This window comes from Caballeronia zhejiangensis (genome assembly GCF_022879815.1).
Lineage (GTDB): Bacteria > Pseudomonadota > Gammaproteobacteria > Burkholderiales > Burkholderiaceae > Caballeronia > Caballeronia zhejiangensis.
The window spans coordinates 124,231-143,339 of record NZ_CP084288.1; the positions used below are offsets into that span (position 1 = coordinate 124,231).

Genomic DNA, 19,109 nt, shown 5'->3' on the forward strand with positions numbered 1-19,109 from the left:
GCAAGCAAAGCAACTTTTGGAAACGTGTTCTGACACCGTGGTTTTCGGGTGTGTGCGTTCGCGTACATACGTGCAGTCCACGATTCAGCAGAAAATCAAGGTTTCGATGAAGTGCCGACGGCAATGAACAGCGCCGTGGCGAAATTCGGTTCGCATTTAACGCGCGGCCGGAGAAAGGGGCGGACGGGGTTTCGTCTGACGGACAGAATAAAGGAGGGGAGTAAATGACTCTCTCGAAGACGTTGTTTCACAGCGTAAGGGACTGGTTGCCCGATAACCTGTACTTGACCATTTATCATCGTCGCCGGATCGGACGATTTCCAAAGCTGCGCAATCCGACGACATTCAATGAAAAAATCCTGCGGCGCTGCCTCGAACCCGATCCACGCTTCGGCGACCTCAGCGACAAGCTGAAAGTACGTGAATACGTTGCGGAAAAGATCGGCAGCGAGTATCTCGTGCCGCTGGTTGCTGAACCATCCGATTTCACGAGAAGTGTTTTCGATGCGCTTCCCCAATCCTTCGTCATGAAGGCGAATCACGGCAGCGGATTCGTGCATGTCGTGCGCGACAAGAACGAAACGTCATTCGAGAAACTCGATGCAATGGCGAAAAGCTGGTTATCGACCGACTTTTATGCGATTGCACGCGAACGACATTACCGAACCATCGAGCGGCGCATTTTCTTCGAGGCACTTCTTACCGGAGAAGATGGAAAGGTCCCGCCGGATCTGAAGTTTCATGTCTTCAACAAGCAGTCGGGCGATCCGAAGATATTCATCCTCGTTATTTCGGATCGTTTCGGAAGCCCGCGCGGCGACATGTACGACGCGGACTGGAATCTTCTCGATATCGGCATGGGCCACTATCCGCGCAGCCCGACTCCGGCTCCGCGACCGGCGAATCTGGATGCGCTCGTTTCGATCGCGCGAAAGCTGTCGAGCGATTTCGAATTCGTGCGCGTCGATCTGTACGATGCGAAAGACCGGATTTACTTCGGCGAGCTGACGTTCACGCCGGGCGCTGGCATGTTCGCGCTGCATCCCGACAAGGTGGACTACGAGTGGGGAAGCCTCATGTAACGTTCACGGCCGGCCGCGCGTGTCGCCCAGCGGAAACTCGATGTGACATCGCGCGCCGTTCCGCCCGAGCTCCAGCCGGCCGCTTCCATTGAGCTCGTCGGCGACCTTTCGTTCGATCATCTCCGTGCCGAAGCCGCGTCGGCGAACGTTCGCCGACGCGTCGAGCACGGGCCCGCCATGTTCGGTCCAGTCGAAGCAGAGCCACGTCGCGCCGCTTCGGTCGACGCGCGCCCAGCGAATCGTCACGACTCCGCCATCCGCCGAAAGCGCGCCGTATTCCAGTGCGTTGACGACGAGCTCGTGGACGATCATCGTCATCGTCTCGGCGGCTTCCGATGAAAGCGCGGCATGCTCTCCGTCGATATCGAATTTGCCGTTCGTTTCGCCCAGCGCATCGATCTCGAGACGCACGATGTCGTGCAGATCCACTTCGACGTTCAGTCCATCGGCAAGCGCTTGCTCGATGCGCGCGAGCGCTTGCAGCCGTCCGTTCATGAGCGACGCATGGCGTTCGACGCTTTCCGCGCCATCGGCGGTGCGCGCGTTGATCGAAATGATCTCGGCGATGATGCCGCGTACCCGGCGCCTCAGTTCCATGAGCAGCGCGGATTCGTGTTCTAGCGCGTCGCGCAGCGCTTCCGCCGAACGGGCGCGCTCGACCTCGGCCCAACAACGGCCCGCAACGCCTTCGACCAGCGCGACCATCTCCGGCATCCAGCGGCGGGACGTGCGTTGCGTCACGCGAAGAAGCCCGCGCAAGCGGCCTTCGGCCATCACCGGGACGAAAACAGCCGCGCCGATGCCGTCTTCGGCAAGGCTCTGCCTGATCGTCGCGGACAGACGCGGATCGGCCTGCGTATCGCTGATGACGACCGACTGGCCTCGCTCGTACGCCGACGCGAATGGCTCACAGGTCGCGCAATCTTCGATCGGCAGCCACTCGACCTGCTCGGTGTCCAGTTGCCCCGCGACCATCCGGCAAGCCAGGTGCATCATGCTTTGCGGATCGGTCAGATCGCGCGCCGCGTTCGAGAAGCGCACCAGAAACGCGTTGACTTCCCGCGTGCGTAAGCGCGAGCGTGACAGCTCGATCTGCCCTTCGACGCGCGCCAGCAGCTCGCGCGCGGAAAACGGCTTCGCGACATAGTCGTCCGCGCCGGCCTTGAGCCCCTTGATGGCGGAGTCTTCGCCGGCGTAGGCCGTGAGAAGGATGACAGGCGTGTCCCTGAGCGCATCGTCCTCGCGTATCGCGCGCAATAGAGCGAAGCCGTCCATGCCGGGCATCATGACATCCGCGAGGATCAGCTCGGGCCGGTGCCGATGCGCCTGAGCAAGCGCGAGCGTGCCGTCGGGCGCGACGTCCACTTCCCAGCGCGCGCTGAGCAGACGTTGCAGATGCTCGCGAACATCCGCATTGTCGTCGACGACCAGCACACGGCCGCGTTTCGGTCCCGTGGCCGCGCTCAACTCGACGAGGTCATCGTCCTCGAGCGATCCGTTCGGCCGAAGCCAGCGTGCCGCTTCATCGGCCAGCAGTGCGGCGAGCGCCGGCTCGCGCCCGCTCAGGTCCGGGCGCTCGATCGTTTCGAGGCGCGAAGTCAGCGGAATCCAGACCTGGAACGTGGTGCCGGAATGTTCCTCGCTGCGCACGGACACTTGCCCGCCCAGACGCTGCACGAGATCCTTCACGATCGCGAGACCGATGCCCGCGCCTTCCGCCGTGCGCGCGCGGGATTTCTGCACGCGATGAAAGCGCGTGAAGACGTTCGGCAGCTCCGACGCCGGAATGCCGACGCCGGTATCGATGACTTCCAGTTCCGCATGCAGCCTGATCGCCTTGAGGCGAACGCTGATATGGCCTTCGAACGTGAACTTGAGTGCGTTCGAAATGAGGTTCGAGACGATCTTCTCCCACATTTCGACGTTGACCGGCACGGGCGGCATGTCCATGTCGATGGCGACGCGGCAATCGAGTCCCGCCGCCTTGATCGCGCCGGAAAACGCGCTGACGATATCCGCGGTGAGCCGGCCGAGATTGATCGGCGCGACGGCGGGCCGTCCCTGAACATCGATGGCCGAGAAATCGAGCAGGCTGTTCACGAGCCGCAAGAGGCGGCGTGCATTGCGCGACGCGACCACGACGTTCGCGGCGGCCTTCTCCGGCAGCGACGGATGCTGGCGGAGCAGTTCGTCGAGCGGCGCGAGCATCATCGTGAGCGGCGTGCGGAATTCGTGGCTCACATTTGAAAAGAACTCGGTCTTCGTGCGATCGATTTCGGCGAGCCGCGCCAGCCGCTCGCGCTCCAGTTCATTGGCGAGCGCGTCGCCGATTCCCGCGCTGACTTGCTGAACGACGAGATCGATGAAGTGCGCGTGCGCTTCGTCCTGAGGCCGATGCGGGCTGAGACCGAGAATCAGGACGCCGAGCGGCCGGGCTCGCGTCGCGGTGCCGAGCGGTATGATCAGCGCGCGCGTCGGGCGCTGGCTGCGCCGGGGCGCCGTGACGGGCGCCTCGAGACCGGGAAAGCGGCAGTCGAGATCGTCGACGGCGAAGCCCGTCAGCACGCCGGATCTCGACGCCGCCAACGCCGCGGACATCGGCCAGCTTCCGTCGTCCCGGACGTTCATCGAGAGCGTGTAGGGCGCAGCCGCGCAGCCGGCCTCGAGACCGGCCGCTCCCGCAAGGCTCGCCTGCTGGCCCGTTTCGTCGAACAGATAGATCAGGGCGAACGGCAAATCCGCCGGCGCGCTGGCGAGCGCGGCGGCGGCGCGTTCGCAGGCTTCGCGTCGCGACAAGGCGTCGGCAAGCGCCTTCGCGAGCGTGTGCAATGCGCGCGTGCGGCGTTCGGCGACGACGTTGCGCGTCGTCTCCCAGCCCGTGTTCTGCACGCCGAGCACGCGGCCTTGCACATCGCGGATGGGCGAGTACGAGAACGTGACGAAAACTTCCTCCACGAAGCCGTGCCGGTCGATCATGATCGGGAAATCTTCGCCCGCGACCGCCTCGCCGTGAGTCAGAACGCCCTTGGCGATGGGTCCGAGCACGTCCGTCCAGACCTCCGGCCACGTCTCGTGCGCGGGCCGGCCGAGGGCGAGCGGATGCTTCGCGCCGAGGAAGACGCGCCAGCGGTCGTTGTAGATCTGAATCAGATCGGAGCCCCACAGGATCGACATCGCCTGCGGTGAATCGATGGCGGTGCGTACGGTAAGCTGCAGTTCGGCAGGCCAGCCGAGCACGCATCCGAGCGGCGTGCGGCACCAGTCGATCTCTCGCGCCAGATGCGCGATCTCGCCGGCATCGCCGAACGTGCGGTTGATGGCGCGCAGCTCCGAGCGCATGCGCGGCTGTGGCGTTCCGCAGACGATCTCGCCGATGACCTGACCAATGTCGTCGAGCGGCACCACCATGTCCGCCGCGCCCGTGGCGATGGCGGCTGCGGGCATTTGCGGATATTCCGCGCTCGCCTGACTCTGCACGATCAGGCGGCAGCCGGCGGCGCGCAACGCGTTCGCGCCCAACGAACCGTCGCGGCCGAGGCCCGTCAGGATCGCGCCGATCGCTCGCGGGCCGAAGCTGCGCGCAACGGATTCGAAGAGCCGGTCGATCGGCCGTTCGATCGCGCCGCCGGGACACGGCGACAGCACGAAGGAACCGTCCGGCAGCAATTCCACGAAGGCGTGCGGCGGGGCGACCATCAGCCTGCGCCCGCCGATGCGCGAGCCGGCGGTGATCCATTCGACCCGATACGCGAGTCGTTCGAAGACCCATAGTGTTGCTTCGGGCGGCAGGTGCATCATCAGCACGACCGTGAGCGGCAAGTCTTTCGGCAGGCCGTCGACGAGACTGGCCGTGGCCATGTGCCCGCCCGCCGACGCGCCAATGACGATGAGATCGAAGGCGGACTCCGGAATCTGCTCCAGCCGGGACAGCGATGTCGGATCGGAAATCTGCACGCGCCACTCCTCGCGATGAAAAGATCCGTCTTTCAGGCTAGCACGAATGTGCGAAGCCAATTCGACGCCCATTCGACTCGCGTATTTTTTCCGATCGCTCGATCGGCGTATCTCGGGCACGATAGAACGGCAAGTTCGTTTCAATACCGAGGTCGAGCCATGCAAATCCAGACTGGTAATCTTTTCAGCTTCGAAGCGAAGCGCGGCAATGAGGAGCGTGTCGACATGCTCGTCACCGGAGAGCGTCTGAACGTGGAGCGGATCGTGTCGATGGGGCACGCGAGCCCCGAAGGATTCTGGTACGACGACTCGCGCGCCGAATGGGTCGTGCTGCTGTCGGGCGCGGCCGCGCTCGAATTCGAAGACGATTCGACGCTGCTCGAAATGCGTCCCGGCGATCATGTGCTGATCGAACCGCATTGCCGGCATCGCGTCGCATGGACGCATGCCGTCGAGCCGACCGTATGGCTCGCGATCTATCACGAACGCCGGGCCTGAAAACAAAAAATCAGCGTGTTTCAGCGCGGAACAGGCGGCAAACGTTTGCATTTGGCCGCTTTAACGCTTTCGCAACAATGAGGCGAATGACGCTGCGTTTTGTCACCGAAAGTTCATGAAGAAGCCTTAGCGTGCACTGTTTCTTCATACATCGGCCAGCGTTGTCATGCACTCAGCGTTCTCGAGCTTTCGCGGTTTTTCCGGGCAGAGAGATCTTCGTACTGCCGGCGATCTTTGCAGGGAAGTCCCCTTTGTCGACGCGGAGGGCTCCAATGCACTGGTGATGGAAATCTTCTCCGCGCGCCGCGACATGGGAAGCCTGGCCGTGATCGAAGGATTGCGCCCAATTGGACTGATCAACCGCGATATCTTCATGTCGCAGATGAGCAAGCCTTTTCATCGCGAGCTTTACGACAAGAAGAGTTGCATCGCGTTCATGGACAAGGAGCCGCTGATCGTCGAAGCGGACGTGAGCATCGAAACCCTCGCATTCAGAACCGTCGATGCCGGCGAAAAGGCGCTCGTCGATGGTTTCATCGTCACGCGCGGCGGACGGTTCTCCGGCGTGGGCAGCGGCCTCGAACTCGTGAGCGCGGTCGCGCAAATGCAGGCGGAGAAGAACCGCCAGATCATGCAGAGCATCGAATATGCGAGCGTGATACAGCGCGCCATGCTGCGCGCATCCGACGACACATTGTCGACGCAGCTTCGCGATGTCGCGATGGTCTGGGAACCGCGCGATGTCGTCGGCGGCGACTTCTATCATTTCGCGGCGTTCCCGCATGGCTGGTTCGGTGCGGTGGCCGATTGCACCGGTCACGGCGTTCCCGGCGCGTTCATGACCTTGCTTGCTTCGGCGTCGCTGTCGAAGGCGATCGAGCAGATCGGTCCGCGCGATCCGGCTGCGTTGCTCGCGGCGGTCAATCGCAACGTCAAGGGCTTGCTCGGGCAAGTGAACGGCGATGCCGCCGGGCATCAATCCAATGACGGACTCGACACCGCGTTTTTCTGGCTCGATGCTTCGGAAAACGTGCTGCATTTCGCGGGCGCGCGCGTCGCGCTGCATATTCTCCCGCCCGATGCGGCGGAGTTCCAAACCATCGCGGCCGATCGCATGGGCGTAGGTTATGTCGACAGCCGCGCGGACTACGCGTGGAATCTGCGCGCGATTGCGGCTCCGGCCGGCAGCCTGATCTTCATTTGCACCGACGGGCTGACGGATCAGATCGGCGGCCCGCGAAACATTTCCTTCGGCCGGCGCCGCATTCTCGATGTTATCCACGCACATCGCGGCGAGTCGCCATGGACGATCTGCGAGCGCGTTCGGCAGGCGCTCGCGCATTGGCAATGCGTGCAGCCGCGCCGCGACGATGTCACGTTCTTTTGTGCCCGTATCTAATCAATTCAAAGCATGTCTCAACTACTCGATCAGGACAGCGCCTTTTTCGATCTGGCGCAGCGACGCAATGTTCTCTTCTATCACAAGGGATATTTCTCGCATAACATCGTCGCGGCCATGGGCGAAGTCGTGAAGCTGCAACTGGAAGTCGCCGGCGTGAGCGGTCCGACGCGCCGCAAGCTCTTCTCTTCGTTTGTCGAGCTTTCGCAGAACATCGTTCATTACTCGTCGAATGCGCTTTTGCAGGGCAGCGAAGACGAAGGCGCGATACGCGAGGGCGCGGTATGCATCTCGAAGGACGGCGAACATCACGTCATGTTATGCGTCAATCCGATGGCGACCGCCGAAGTGGAAAGCCTGCGTAACAAGCTCGAGCCGCTTCGCAACATGTCGCTCGAAGAGATAAGGCAGGCGTACAAGCTATCGCTGCGTTCGGATACACCCGAAGACAGCAAAGGCGCCGGCCTGGGTTTTCTGACGATGGCGCGCGATGCGAGCGCGCCGCTCGAATTCGCTTTTCATCCGCGTGCCGACGAACCCGGAACCACGCTGTTTTGCCTTATGGCCATCATCTGAGCAGGAAGGCACGAGAACATGGATAACTTTTATATTGCCGCCACGACGACATCGCCCGAGGTCGATTTGCGTTTCGATCAGCACGCGTTGTCGCTCAAGGGCGAGTCCTATCCCGAGAATGCGGCCGCGTTCTATGCGCCCGTCATCGAGCAGATGCGCAAGTATCTTGCCGAGCATGCCGGAGCCGTCGTCACGATCGACGTCGCGCTGACTTACTTCAATAGCTCGAGCACCAAGATGCTGTTCAGCATGTTCGACGCGCTCGATCAGGCAGCGCAATCGGGCAGCCGCGTATTGATGAACTGGTATCACGACGAGGAAGACGAGACCATCGCCGAGTTCGGCGAAGAACTGAAGGCCGATTTCCGCGCGATCGAATTCACCGACCGTCTCATCGCTCATCCGGGACGGTAGGCATGCCATCGACATCGTCCGACGATCCGACGCCGGATCTGTTCCAGAACGAAAGTGCGGCGCTGGACAAGGCGCGCGCGATGCACGCGGCGCCCGACGCAGGCGCCGCGGAATATCGCCGGTCGTTGGGGGAACTCATCGATCATTTCGAGCGCCTCATGCGCGAAACGCGGCGTCTGATCGGGCGCAGCGACCGCGCCGAGCGCGAGATGCAGACGCTCGCGCAGCAATTGGCGCATCGCGCGTCGCACGATGCGCTGACGGGCGTGCTGAATCGGAGCGCCGTCATCGAGCAGGCCACGAAAGCGCTGCGCTCGACGAGCGCGGCGATGATCGTGCTCGATATCGACGAGTTCAAGCGGATCAACGATGACTTCGGGCATCCCACCGGCGATGCGGTGATTCTCGGCGTCGTCGATTGCCTGCGGCGCATCGTGGGCGATCAGGGTTTCATCGGACGCGTGGGCGGCGAGGAATTCACCGTGCTGTTGCCCGGACATGAACCGCACAGCGCCGCGCTGCTCGCCGAGCGCATGCGTGAGGCGATCAGCGATACGCTGGTCGTCGAGCCGGTGGATCGACGCATCACGGCGAGCTTCGGCATCAGCAATAATGCGGCGGGAACCGGCTTCGACATCGCATACGGGCTCGCCGATGCAGCGCTGTATCGTGCGAAGCGAAGCGGACGTAATCGCGTGGAAGTCGCCGATCAATAGGCGTATATCCGCTCTTGACGATTACTTTCTGCGTCGCTGATTCATTAGTTTGACTATATCGCTTGTCGGCGCGCTGGTTATCAGGCGCGCGATGTCGTCCAGATGAACCCAGCGGCATTTGGATATTTCGTTACTCGGGCGAGCTTTTGCCCGATTCGGGACTGCGCAGGAAAACACGTGATGGTGTTTCTGCTTGCCGCGAAAGTCGAAAAGATATTTGGCCGACTTTCCCGATAACCGCGTTTCTTCCCGAAGCTCGCGCAGTGCGGCATCCGAAAGATGTTCTCCACGTTTGAGTATTCCGCCCGGCAAGGCCCACTTCGACTGACTGCGGGCGACAAGAAGGATGCGCTTGCCTCTGCGACAGATCACGGTGGCGCGTTTCTTCAAACCGGTCTCCCTTTTACTTCCAGGTATTCTCGACGCGCTTCACGCGCCATCGAATCGGGCAGAGCCTGATTAGCTGTGTATGCTAATACAGAACCTTACTCACTCGGCAAGCTCGTAAAGCACGGGCGGCGTACACGCAACAGGCGGAAATCGCTTCATCAAACGGTCACAAACATGCGATGCGGCCAGTTCATTGTGGTAATGTCTGAGCCAGGCGATTTTTTGTTCAACTCGAGGCATTGAAATGGATAGGGATGGTGACTGGCCTTTGCCACGGCCAACCACTTTCTTCAAAGCCGACCGGCGTACTGCCGGATCGTCACTCTCGAAAACGAACTCAATAGCCAGTGCTTTCTCGTCACTGGCGACGCCGGTAATCGCGGAAGGAGTGCAAAGAGCGAAAGAGCTATCCACGACGAGCGATGCGCAAGATTCTCCCCAGCTTCGCGTCGCCTTCAGAATGCTCCGCGCTTTGTACTGGCGTATTCTCCCCATGCTCGAATTTTTCGACCCGTTATCAAGGGCGGGCACGGTCGCAACATCAAAGCGTTGACGTCCGTGCAGAACAAGCTGGGCGGGCTGAATCGGCGCAAGGGCAATGCGGCAAGCTGTCGATACACATACATTGAATCAGGAAATGGCTTACACAACACCGGAAATCACAGAACTCCTGGCGAAACAGGACGCGCTGAACAAGCAACTGGCCGAAGCGAAGGAACGCGAAACGCGCCAGGTGCTGATCGAAATCGTGCAGAAGATGCGCCAGTACGGCATCAGTCTGGAAGAGCTGTCAGGCAGCAAGCCGAAAGCGCAGGAACCGGTCAGGGAAGCGAAGTATCGCGATCCCATCGGCGGCGCGACGTGGAGCGGACGCGGCCGCGCGCCGCAATGGATCGTCGGAAAGAATCGCGATGATTTTCTCGCCGACACGCGCGCCACGAAGACGACCAAAGCCGCCGCGCAAGCCGCGCTGTTCGGCGACGAGGCCTGAAGCGAAGTCTTCGATCAGGCACGCTCACGGCGGCAAGAAAACATCGCTACAGAAGGGATTTTCCCTGAGCGAGAATCTTGTCGCAGACCTGCTTGGTGACTTGCTCCTTCAGCCCCGCACCGCTCAAGTCGAGCTGCTTGCCGTTGCCGCTATCCAGAATGCCTTTCGCGCCGTTCGTATAGCCTGAATCGCTGGAAGCCGAGCCGCCGAGCTTGCTCATCAGCCCGTCCTTGACGGATGACGCACTGCCGCCGAGATAGTTGCTCTTGACGCAATATTCGATAACGCCCGCGACATTGCTCGTGCTGCCCGACGTGAGCGAATCCATCGATAAGCCTCCGGTCAGGCCGCTCAAGTTGCCGAGTGCGCCGCCGCTGCTGCTCTCTTTACCTTGATTGAGCAGATTGCCGAGTTGAGCGTGAGCTACTGGAATGGTAAGCAGGACTGCAGTCAGGATTCCGCCGGCCAGAACATGACGCTTTGAGAAGATCATGGTGCCTCCGAGGTTTGATCTCTCACTATAGACGATGAACGCGCGCGGGTCGGCATCGACTGCGCGCGTTTCGATTCGTTGAAAAGTACCGGATATTCAAGCGCGAATCATCCGCCTGTTCCCGTGACGCGCCATACGACATTGCCGACGTCATCGGCGATGAGAAGGCCGCCGTCGCGATCCTGCGCCACCCCCACAGGTGCGCCGTATAGCTCTTTCTGATCCGCCGATGTGAAGCCGGTCACGACATCTTTCGGCGCGCCGACAGGCTTGCCGTTTTCGAATGCGACGTAGGACACGACATAACCGCTCAGCGGCGAGCGATCCCAACTGCCATGTTCGCCAATGAACGCGCCGCCCCGATATTGCGCCGGCAGATTGTCGCCCGTATAGAACGCCAGCCCGAGCGGCGCGACGTGCGAACCGATAGCGTAATCGGGCGGAATCGCGCGGGCGACGAGATCGGGGCGCTGCGGCTGCGCGCGTGGATCGACGTGCTGTCCGTAATAGCTATACGGCCAGCCATAGAACGCATTCTCTTTTACTGAAGTCAGATAGTCGGGGACGAGGTCCGCACCGATTTCATCGCGTTCATTGGCAATTGCCCAGAGCTGCTTCGACTTCGGTTCCCATTGCAGTCCGGTCGGATTGCGAATGCCCGCTGCATAGATACGGCTCGCGCCCGTCGCCGTGTCGACTTCGAGAACGTCGGCGCGCCGGTATTCGACCTCCAGTCCGTTCTCGCCGACATTGCTGTTCGAGCCGACGCCGACATAGAGCTTCTTGCCATCGGGGCTCGCGAGCAAGGCCTTGGTCCAGTGATGATTGATCGTGTCCGGAAGATCGGCCAGCTCGACGCCGCGCTCGGCGATGCTCGTTTCGCCCGTCTTGTAGGGAAACTTGAGGATCGCGTCGGTATCCGCGACATAGAGCGTGTCACCGATCAGTTGCATGCCGAACGGCGAATGCAGTTGATCGATGAACACATGCCGCTCCCACTCGCCACTCGCGCTTTTCCTCAACAGCGTGATGCGATTCGCGCCTTTCGCCTTTTTCCCCGACTTGCTCGCGATCAATCCGGCGATGAGTTGCTTGGGCGTCGTCACCGCTTCCTCGTTCGGGCTGTTGGATTCGGCCACGAGGACATCGCCGTTCGGCAGCGCGTAGACCTGACGCGGATGCACGAGACCGGACGCGATCTTTTCGATCCGCAATCCTTCCGCGACCTTGGGCGTCGCGCCGTTGCGCCAGCCGACGTATTCGGGAACCTGCATCGGCGGCGCGAAGAAGTTGCGTGCGTCCGGCAGTGGAGGCTTCTCGCCCGCCTGATGTTGCGCATCGTACTGCGCGTGTTCGTTGCATCCGCTCATCGATGCCGCGAATGCGATCGCGAGCGCGCCTATCATCATGCGCTTATTCATGAGCCGCCTCCGCGAGAACGAGCCGGTCCATGGCCATCGCGATATGACCGATGCTCAGAAACACCACGGTGATGACCGAGAGAATGACGTTCTCCGGAACCATCGCATAGGCATCGCGGCTATGCACGAAGGCGTTGACGACAGCGGCGACGATCGCGATCAGATTGAGCCAGAAATCGATTCGTTCGATCCGCGAGACCGCGCGCCGCTTTTGCAGCCATACGTGACCGAGATTGAGCAGCCGCGGAACGATGGCGATGATGAGACCGGCCGTCACGAGCCACGCCGCGCCTTTTCCCCAGAACACATTGCGCGTGATGGCGTAGCTGATGTCGAAGATCAGCGTGCCGACAAAAAGCCCGTAAGGAATGGGATCGAGCAATTCGAATATCGCCGGAGCGAATTTCGATGGAGGTCTCGAAGTGGCGGATGAAGTGGACATAGCTTCTCTTCCCGAATGCGCGTGGTTTTTAGCCCTTGCGCATGCGGCATGCCCGCGCGCGTACTTCGTTGTTGACTCGTTGAAAGGAGAAGAGATGAAACGGTGTGCCTGTTTCGACAGGATTCAAGCGAAGGTCCGGCGTGATCGACGACGTAAGAAGCGCTTCGATCGATGTCGCACCTCGAACTCGGTGCGACATCGTCGGCCGCTCACAGCAGACGCGGATCCAGCGGCGGAGGCGCGGACGGTAGCGCGGGCAGCGGCGGCGGAAGATGAAGCTCCTTCAGCAGCGCGGCGCCGGGCCACGAATCGGGCAGCTTCGGCATCTCGGGAAGCTTCTTGCTATCGGGATTGGTCAGATACAGCATGCCGCCGTGAATGGCGGACATCGCATTGCGATGCATCGTTTCGACGCACGGCAGGTCGGTGATGGTCAGAGTGGTCATGGCAGGTCTCCCGGCAAAAATAAAAGTAATTGAATGGCGACGGACGAGTCGCCATTCGATCTTTTGCACAGGTTGTGCCAAGCGAAGCAGAGCGCGCCGGTCATCGGTTTCGCTCGAATTTATCGACGCATAACGGCGTACTCCGAACGACAGTTCGATCGCGCGATGTCGGCGCGCGCCCGACACTCAATCCAGCGCGACGACGGGAACCGACACGCGGCCTTCCATCAGTACGCGCGCGCTGCGGCTCATGATCGCTTTCTTCACTTGCCATTCGCCGTTCGCTTCGACGGCCTCAGCGCCGACGCGCAACGTGCCCGACGGATGCCCGAAGCGCACCGACTGACGCTCGCCGCCGCCCGCCGCGAGATTGACGAGCGTGCCCGGAATCGCCGCCGCCGTGCCGATGGCGACCGCCGCCGTGCCCATCATCGCGTGATGCAGCTTGCCCATCGACATCGCGCGCACGAGCACGTCGACATCGTCCGCGCCGATGCGCTTGCCGCTCGACGCGACGTATTCCTTCGGACGCGCGACGAACGCGATCTTCGGCGTGTGCTGACGTTTGGCGATTTCATCGAGGCTCTTGATGAGCCCCATGCGCAGCGCGCCGTATGCGCGAATGGTTTCGAAGCGCTTCAACGCGGCATCGTCGCCGTTGATCGCGTCCTGAAGCTCGGTGCCCTTGTAGCCGATGTCCTCCGCGTTCACGAAGATCGTCGGAATGCCCGCGTTGATCATCGTCGCCTTGAAGGTGCCGACGCCGGGCACGTGCAGATCGTCGACGAGATTGCCGGTCGGGAACATCGCGCCTTCCGCGCCTTCTTCCTCGGCGGCGGGATCGAGAAATTCGAGCTGCACTTCGGCGGCGGGGAACGTCACGCCATCGAGTTCGAAGTCGCCGGTTTCCTGGACGGCGCCGTTGGTCATCGGCACATGCGCGATGATCGTCTTGCCGATGTTCGCCTGCCAGATGCGCACGATTGCAATGCCGTTATCCGGCACGCGGTCGGGATCGACGAGGCCGCTCGTGATCGCGAACGGACCGACCGCCGCCGAAAGATTGCCGCAATTGCCGCTCCAGTCGACGAATGGCTTGTCGATGGCGACCTGGCCGAAGAGATAGTCGACGTCATGTCCGGCGCGCGCGCTCTTCGAGACGATGACCGTCTTGCTCGTGCTCGACGTCGCGCCGCCCATGCCGTCGATCTGCTTGCCATACGGGTCCGGGCTGCCGATCACGCGCAGAAAGAGCGCATCGCGCGCGGGGCCGGGCACGCGCGCCGCTTCGGGCAAATCGTTCAGGCGAAAGAAAACGCCCTTGCTGGTGCCGCCGCGCATGTAGGTCGCGGCGATCTTGATCTGAGGTGCGTGTGCCATGTGATTCGTATCCTTGATTGAATGTCAGGCCGCTTCTTTCGACGACTCCAGGAAGTCCTGCGCGAAGCGTTGCAGCACGCCGCCGGCTTCGTAGATCGAGACTTCCTCGGCCGTGTCGAGCCGGCACGTCACGCTCACTTCGACGCGTTCGCCGTTCGCACGATGGATGACGAGCGTGAGATCAGCACGCGGCTTGCGCTCGCCGATGACGTCATAGGTTTCGGTGCCGTCGATGCCGAACGTCTGCCGATTTTCGCCCGGCTTGAATTCGAGCGGCAGCACGCCCATGCCGATCAGGTTCGTGCGATGAATGCGCTCGAAGCCTTCCGCGACGATCGCTTCGACGCCCGCGAGACGCACGCCCTTCGCGGCCCAGTCGCGCGACGAGCCTTGTCCGTAATCCGCACCCGCGACGATGATGAGCGGCTGCTTGCGCTCCATATACGTTTCGATGGCTTCCCACATGCGCGTGACGCGGCCTTCGGGTTCGATGCGCGCGAGCGAGCCTTTCTTCTGTTGACCATCGACGATGGCCATTTCGTTGATGAGCGTCGGATTCGCGAACGTCGCGCGCTGCGCCGTCAGATGATCGCCGCGATGCGTCGCGTACGAATTGAAATCCTCTTCGGGCAAGCCCATTTTCGCGAGATATTCGCCGGCCGCGCTGTTCGCGAGAATCGCGTTGGACGGCGAGAGATGGTCCGTCGTGATGTTGTCGCCGAGCACCGCGAGCGGGCGCATGCCCTTGAGCGTGCGAGCGCCTGCAAGCGCGCCTTCCCAATACGGCGGACGGCGAATGTAGGTGCTTTGCGCGCGCCAGTCGTAGAGCGGGCTGATGGCTTCGCCGCTTTGCGCGGTCAACGCGAACATCGGTTCGTAGACGCGACGGAACTGCTCGGGCTTCACGCTTTGTTTGACGATGGCGTCGATTTCCTCATCGCTCGGCCAGATGTCCTTCAGATACACGGGCTGGCCGTTCTTGCCGATGCCGAGCGCATCGCGTTCGATATCGAAACGGATCGTGCCCGCGATCGCATACGCGACGACGAGCGGCGGCGACGCGAGAAACGCCTGCTTCGCATACGGATGAATGCGGCCGTCGAAATTGCGGTTGCCGGACAGCACGGCGGTCGCGTACAGATCGCGATCGATGATCTCCTGCTGGATCGCCGGGTCGAGCGCGCCGGACATGCCATTGCACGTCGTGCACGCGAACGCGACGATGCCGAAGCCGAGCTTTTCCAGATCGGGCAACAGACCGGATTCCTGCAGATACAGTTCGACCGCTTTCGAGCCCGGCGCGAGCGACGACTTTACCCACGGCTTGCGCGTGAGACCTTGCGCATTCGCATTGCGCGCGATGAGCGCCGCCGCGATCACGTTGCGCGGATTGCTGGTGTTCGTGCAACTCGTGATCGCCGCGATGATGACCGCGCCGTCCGGCATCTGCCCCGGCGTTTCTTCCCATTTGCCCGCGATGCCGCGCGTCGCCAGTTCGGACACCGGCAGGCGCTTGTGCGGATTCGAGGGACCCGCCATGTTGCGCACGACCGTCGACAGATCGAAGCGCAACACGCGTTCGTATTCCGCGTGCGTCAACGAATCGGCCCACAGGCCAGCGGTTTTCGCGTAATGCTCGACGAGGCTCACTTGCTTGTCGTCGCGGCCCGTGAGACGCAGATACTCGATCGTCTGCTCGTCGATATGGAACATCGCGGCGGTCGCGCCGTATTCGGGCGCCATGTTCGAGATCGTCGCGCGGTCGCCGAGCGTGAGGCTCGACGCGCCTTCGCCATGGAACTCGAGATACGCGCCGACGACCTTTTCCTTGCGCAGGAATTCGGTGAGCGCGAGCACGATATCGGTCGCCGTGATGCCCGGCTGACGCTTGCCCGTCAGCTCGACGCCGACGATATCCGGCAGACGCATCCACGATGCGCGGCCGAGCATCACGTTCTCCGCTTCGAGCCCGCCGACGCCGATCGCGATGACGCCGAGCGCATCGACGTGCGGCGTGTGGCTGTCGGTGCCGACGAGCGTATCGGGATACGCGATGCCATCGACCGCGTGAATCACCGGCGACATGCGCTCCAGATTGATCTGATGCATGATGCCGTTGCCCGGCGGAATCACATCGACGTTCTTGAACGCCTTCTTCGTCCAGTTGATGAAATCGAAACGATCTTCGTTGCGCCGGTCTTCGATCGCGCGATTCTTCGCGAACGCATCCGGATCGAAGCCGCCGCATTCCACCGCGAGCGAATGATCGACGATGAGCTGCACCGGCACGACCGGATTCACCTTCGCGGGATCGCCGCCCTGGTCCGCGATCGCGTCGCGCAGGCCAGCGAGATCGACGAGCGCGGTCTGTCCGAGAATGTCGTGGCAGACGACGCGCGCGGGAAACCACGGAAAATCGCGCTCGCGCTTGCGTTCGACGAGCTGCATCAGCGATTGTTCGAGGATCGCCGGATCGCAGCGGCGCACGAGATTCTCGGCGAGCACGCGCGAGGTGTAGGGCAGCTTGTCATAAGCGCCGGGCGCGATCGCTTCGACGGCTGCGCGCGCGTCGAAGTAATCGAGTGTGGTGCCGGGCAGGGGTTTGCGGTTTGCAGTGTTCATCGCCGTGTCTCGGTCATGGCATGGTCTTTCGCGCGCCATGCTCAAAGGTATTGTGGGGAAGACCCCTTCGACTGGAAATCCGGGCTATTTTAGGCGCCGATTTCAAAAATAACCCGCCGCCGGCGCGGCGACGGGTCGAAGCTCTTCACGGATCTCGCGTATCACCGTAAAGAGGGCTGATGCGCTTTACGCACGCTTTGCCAGCGGGACGAACTCGAGGTTCTCCGGACCGGTGTAATTCGCGCTCGGCCGGATGATCTTGTTGTCGATGCGTTGCTCGATGATGTGCGCGCTCCATCCCGACGTGCGCGAGATCACGAAGAGCGGCGTGAACATCGCGGTCGGCACGCCCATCATGTGATATGAAACCGCGCTGAACCAGTCGAGGTTCGGGAACATCTTCTTCGCGTCCCACATCACCGATTCGAGGCGCTCGGCGATATCGAACAGCTTCGTATCGCCGGCTTCCTTCGACAGATTCCTCGCGACTTCCTTGATGACCTTGTTGCGCGGATCGGAGATCGTGTACACCGGATGGCCGAAGCCGATCACGACTTCCTTATTCTCGACGCGGCGTTTGATATCGGCTTCCGCTTCATCCGGCGTCTGATAGCGCGATTGAATTTCGAACGCGACTTCGTTCGCGCCGCCATGCTTCGGACCGCGCAGCGCGCCGATCGCGCCGGTGATCGCGGAATACATGTCCGAACCCGTGCCCGCGATCACGCGCGCCGTGAACGTCGATGCGTTGAACTCGTGCTCGGCGTAAAGATTGAGCGATACATGCATCGCATCGACCCAAGCTTTGGACGGCGCGACGCCATGCAGCAGATGCAGAAAGTGACCGCCGATGGAATCGTCATCCGTTTCGACTTCGATGCGCTTGCCGTTGTGCGAATAGTGATACCAGTAGAGCAGCATCGAGCCGAGCGAGGCCATCAGCTTGTCGGCGATATCCTTCGCGCCCGGCACGTTGTGATCGTCCTTCTCCGGCAGGATCGTGCCGAGCACGGAGACGCCGGTACGCATCACGTCCATCGGATGCGCGGACGCGGGAATCCATTCCAGCGCGGCTTTGAGATTCGCGGGCAGGCCGCGCAACGCCTTCAGCTTCGTCTTGTATGCCTTCAGTTCGGCGGCGTTCGGCAGCTTGCCGTGCACGAGCAGATGCGCGATCTCTTCGAACTCGGACGTCGTCGCGACATCGAGAATGTCGTAGCCGCGATAGTGCAAGTCGTTGCCCGTCTTGCCGACGGTGCACAGCGCGGTATTGCCCGCCGTCACGCCCGACAGCGCGACGGATTTCTTCGGCTTGAATGCGCCCGCGCTTGCGGTGCTGTTGTCTGCTTCGCTCATGAATTTGTCTCCTGAAACAAGGGTTATTTCTTCGCTGCGAACAATTGGTCGAGCTTGTCTTCGTAGGCGTGATAGCCGAGGTATTTGTACAGGTCGGCGCGCGTCTGCATCGTTTCGACGGCGGCCTTTTGCGTGCCGTCGCGCTTCACTGTCTCGTAGAAGTTCAAGGCCGCTGCGTTCATCGCGCGATACGCGCCGCAACAATACAACGCGATGTCGACGTTCGCATCCTTCAGTTCATCGACGGTGAAGAGCGGCGTCGAGCCGAACTCGGTCAGATTCGCGAGGATCGGCACGCGCACCGCAGCCTTGAAGCGGCGATAGTCATCGAGCGATTTCATCGCTTCGGGGAAGATCATGTCCGCGCCCGCTTCGACATACGCGCCGGCGCGCTCGATCGCCGCGTCGATGCCTTCGGCGGCGGCCGCATCGGTGCGCGCCATGATGACGAACGAATCGTCGGTGCGCGCATCGACGGCGGCTTTCACGCGATCGACCATTTCGCCGGTCGGCACGACTTCCTTGCCCGGACGATGCCCGCAGCGCTTCTGTCCGACCTGATCTTCGATATGCACGGCCGCCACGCCCGCCTTGATGAACGAGCGGATCGTGCGCGCGATGTTGAATGCGCCGCCCCAGCCGGTGTCGATATCGACCATCAGCGGCAGCGACGAGGCGTCGGTGATGCGGCGCGCGTCGATCAGCACGTCTTCCATCGTGCTGATGCCGAGGTCGGGCATGCCGAGCGAATTCGCGGCCACGCCGCCGCCCGACAGATAGAGCGCCTTGAACCCGACGGCTTCGGCCATCTTCGCGGCGTAAGCGGTGATCGCGCCGACGACCTGCAGCGGCGATTCCTCGCGGACGGCCTGGCGGAACCGCGCGCCGGCGGTCTGTGCGGACTGGATTTCGGAACTCACGTTTGTCTC

19 protein-coding genes are annotated in these 19,109 nt (G+C 61.9%); 7 read left to right on the forward strand and 12 right to left on the reverse strand.

The genetic code is table 11. The features are described from left to right. Positions 1–95: 95 nt before the first annotated feature. Positions 96–542, reverse strand: a complete 447-nt coding sequence (locus tag LDZ23_RS33385; RefSeq protein ID WP_235366242.1) for a hypothetical protein — start codon at positions 540–542, stop codon at positions 96–98. Here LDZ23_RS33385 and LDZ23_RS33390 point away from each other — a divergent pair. Continuing rightward, on the forward strand, positions 441–1,082 hold the full coding sequence (locus LDZ23_RS33390; protein ID WP_235366241.1) for an ATP-grasp fold amidoligase family protein: 642 nt from the start codon (positions 441–443) through the stop codon (positions 1,080–1,082). The genes LDZ23_RS33385 and LDZ23_RS33390 overlap by 102 nt on opposite strands. A gap of 3 nt (positions 1,083–1,085) precedes the next feature. Here the strand turns inward: LDZ23_RS33390 and LDZ23_RS33395 are convergent, their stop codons facing one another. Further along, the gene (locus tag LDZ23_RS33395) at positions 1,086–5,036 is read right to left on the reverse strand and encodes a chemotaxis protein CheB (RefSeq protein WP_160297402.1); all 3,951 of its coding nucleotides are present in this window, start codon (positions 5,034–5,036) and stop codon (positions 1,086–1,088) included. Positions 5,037–5,195: 159 nt separating this feature from the next. Between LDZ23_RS33395 and LDZ23_RS33400 the strand changes: the two genes are divergently transcribed. The 5 genes from LDZ23_RS33400 (at position 5,196) to LDZ23_RS33420 (ending at position 8,639) form a co-directional block, all read left to right on the forward strand. Continuing rightward, positions 5,196–5,534 (forward strand): cupin domain-containing protein, encoded by a 339-nt coding sequence (locus LDZ23_RS33400; protein WP_008345896.1) that lies wholly within the window; start codon positions 5,196–5,198, stop codon positions 5,532–5,534. Positions 5,535–5,817: 283 nt separating this feature from the next. Next, positions 5,818–6,933, forward strand: coding sequence for a SpoIIE family protein phosphatase (locus LDZ23_RS33405; protein WP_244808890.1), 1,116 nt, complete (start codon positions 5,818–5,820; stop codon positions 6,931–6,933). Between the two features lie 12 nt (positions 6,934–6,945). Next, positions 6,946–7,509: a SiaB family protein kinase gene (locus tag LDZ23_RS33410; protein ID WP_008345892.1), complete on the forward strand. Its 564-nt coding sequence runs from the start codon at positions 6,946–6,948 to the stop codon at positions 7,507–7,509. A gap of 18 nt (positions 7,510–7,527) precedes the next feature. Then, a complete protein-coding gene (locus LDZ23_RS33415) occupies positions 7,528–7,923 on the forward strand; it encodes a DUF1987 domain-containing protein (protein WP_008345890.1) in 396 nt (131 codons plus the stop codon). A gap of 2 nt (positions 7,924–7,925) precedes the next feature. Continuing rightward, the gene (locus LDZ23_RS33420; RefSeq protein ID WP_008345888.1) at positions 7,926–8,639 is read left to right on the forward strand and encodes a GGDEF domain-containing protein; all 714 of its coding nucleotides are present in this window, start codon (positions 7,926–7,928) and stop codon (positions 8,637–8,639) included. 21 nt (positions 8,640–8,660) lie between these two features. Here LDZ23_RS33420 and LDZ23_RS33425 read toward each other — a convergent pair whose 3' ends face one another. Together LDZ23_RS33425 and LDZ23_RS34965 are read right to left on the reverse strand one after the other, a co-directional pair. Continuing rightward, entirely contained in the window at positions 8,661–9,029 is a 369-nt protein-coding gene (locus LDZ23_RS33425) for an NUDIX hydrolase (RefSeq protein WP_008345887.1), read from the reverse strand. A 99-nt stretch (positions 9,030–9,128) separates the two neighbouring features. Continuing rightward, positions 9,129–9,443, reverse strand: coding sequence for a hypothetical protein (locus LDZ23_RS34965; protein ID WP_160172912.1), 315 nt, complete (start codon positions 9,441–9,443; stop codon positions 9,129–9,131). Positions 9,444–9,666: 223 nt separating this feature from the next. Between LDZ23_RS34965 and LDZ23_RS33435 the strand changes: the two genes are divergently transcribed. Then, the gene (locus LDZ23_RS33435) at positions 9,667–10,020 is read left to right on the forward strand and encodes an H-NS histone family protein (protein ID WP_008345885.1); all 354 of its coding nucleotides are present in this window, start codon (positions 9,667–9,669) and stop codon (positions 10,018–10,020) included. A 46-nt stretch (positions 10,021–10,066) separates the two neighbouring features. On the opposite strand, the gene LDZ23_RS33440 is transcribed toward LDZ23_RS33435, so the two are convergent. From LDZ23_RS33440 to prpB, 8 genes are all read right to left on the reverse strand, one after another. Continuing rightward, positions 10,067–10,513: a YjjA family protein gene (locus LDZ23_RS33440; RefSeq protein ID WP_033536375.1), complete on the reverse strand. Its 447-nt coding sequence runs from the start codon at positions 10,511–10,513 to the stop codon at positions 10,067–10,069. A 107-nt stretch (positions 10,514–10,620) separates the two neighbouring features. Then, positions 10,621–11,934 carry a PQQ-dependent sugar dehydrogenase gene (locus tag LDZ23_RS33445; RefSeq protein ID WP_008345882.1) on the reverse strand — a complete coding sequence of 438 codons (1,314 nt, stop codon included), beginning with the start codon at positions 11,932–11,934 and terminating at the stop codon, positions 10,621–10,623. After that, a complete protein-coding gene (locus LDZ23_RS33450; RefSeq protein WP_033536374.1) occupies positions 11,927–12,376 on the reverse strand; it encodes a DUF2231 domain-containing protein in 450 nt (149 codons plus the stop codon). The genes LDZ23_RS33445 and LDZ23_RS33450 overlap by 8 nt, the downstream gene beginning before the upstream one ends. A gap of 209 nt (positions 12,377–12,585) precedes the next feature. Beyond that, complete coding sequence (locus LDZ23_RS33455; protein ID WP_008345877.1) at positions 12,586–12,822, reverse strand: hypothetical protein; 237 nt, start codon at positions 12,820–12,822, stop codon at positions 12,586–12,588. A gap of 186 nt (positions 12,823–13,008) precedes the next feature. After that, positions 13,009–14,202 (reverse strand): 2-methylaconitate cis-trans isomerase PrpF, encoded by a 1,194-nt coding sequence (gene prpF / locus LDZ23_RS33460; RefSeq protein ID WP_008345875.1) that lies wholly within the window; start codon positions 14,200–14,202, stop codon positions 13,009–13,011. A gap of 24 nt (positions 14,203–14,226) precedes the next feature. Continuing rightward, complete coding sequence (acnD, locus tag LDZ23_RS33465) at positions 14,227–16,824, reverse strand: Fe/S-dependent 2-methylisocitrate dehydratase AcnD (RefSeq protein WP_008345873.1); 2,598 nt, start codon at positions 16,822–16,824, stop codon at positions 14,227–14,229. Positions 16,825–17,010: 186 nt separating this feature from the next. Further along, positions 17,011–18,180, reverse strand: a complete 1,170-nt coding sequence (prpC, locus tag LDZ23_RS33470; protein ID WP_008345871.1) for a bifunctional 2-methylcitrate synthase/citrate synthase — start codon at positions 18,178–18,180, stop codon at positions 17,011–17,013. Between the two features lie 23 nt (positions 18,181–18,203). After that, entirely contained in the window at positions 18,204–19,100 is an 897-nt protein-coding gene (prpB, locus tag LDZ23_RS33475; RefSeq protein ID WP_244808891.1) for a methylisocitrate lyase, read from the reverse strand. Between the last annotated feature and the right edge of the window lie 9 nt (positions 19,101–19,109).

Bases quoted from the DNA above. Each gene is read 5' to 3' on its own strand.
- prpF (WP_008345875.1), bottom strand. From the start codon at position 14,202: ATGGCACACGCACCTCAGATCAAGATCGCCGCGACCTACATGCGCGGC.
- LDZ23_RS33405 (WP_244808890.1), top strand. From the start codon at position 5,818: ATGGAAATCTTCTCCGCGCGCCGCGACATGGGAAGCCTGGCCGTGATC.
- LDZ23_RS33455 (WP_008345877.1), bottom strand. From the start codon at position 12,822: ATGACCACTCTGACCATCACCGACCTGCCGTGCGTCGAAACGATGCAT.
- acnD (WP_008345873.1), bottom strand. From the start codon at position 16,824: ATGAACACTGCAAACCGCAAACCCCTGCCCGGCACCACACTCGATTAC.
- LDZ23_RS33450 (WP_033536374.1), bottom strand. From the start codon at position 12,376: ATGTCCACTTCATCCGCCACTTCGAGACCTCCATCGAAATTCGCTCCG.
- LDZ23_RS33400 (WP_008345896.1), top strand. From the start codon at position 5,196: ATGCAAATCCAGACTGGTAATCTTTTCAGCTTCGAAGCGAAGCGCGGC.
- LDZ23_RS33440 (WP_033536375.1), bottom strand. From the start codon at position 10,513: ATGATCTTCTCAAAGCGTCATGTTCTGGCCGGCGGAATCCTGACTGCA.
- LDZ23_RS33445 (WP_008345882.1), bottom strand. From the start codon at position 11,934: ATGAATAAGCGCATGATGATAGGCGCGCTCGCGATCGCATTCGCGGCA.
- LDZ23_RS33410 (WP_008345892.1), top strand. From the start codon at position 6,946: ATGTCTCAACTACTCGATCAGGACAGCGCCTTTTTCGATCTGGCGCAG.
- LDZ23_RS33415 (WP_008345890.1), top strand. From the start codon at position 7,528: ATGGATAACTTTTATATTGCCGCCACGACGACATCGCCCGAGGTCGAT.
- LDZ23_RS33420 (WP_008345888.1), top strand. From the start codon at position 7,926: ATGCCATCGACATCGTCCGACGATCCGACGCCGGATCTGTTCCAGAAC.
- LDZ23_RS33435 (WP_008345885.1), top strand. From the start codon at position 9,667: ATGGCTTACACAACACCGGAAATCACAGAACTCCTGGCGAAACAGGAC.
- prpC (WP_008345871.1), bottom strand. From the start codon at position 18,180: ATGAGCGAAGCAGACAACAGCACCGCAAGCGCGGGCGCATTCAAGCCG.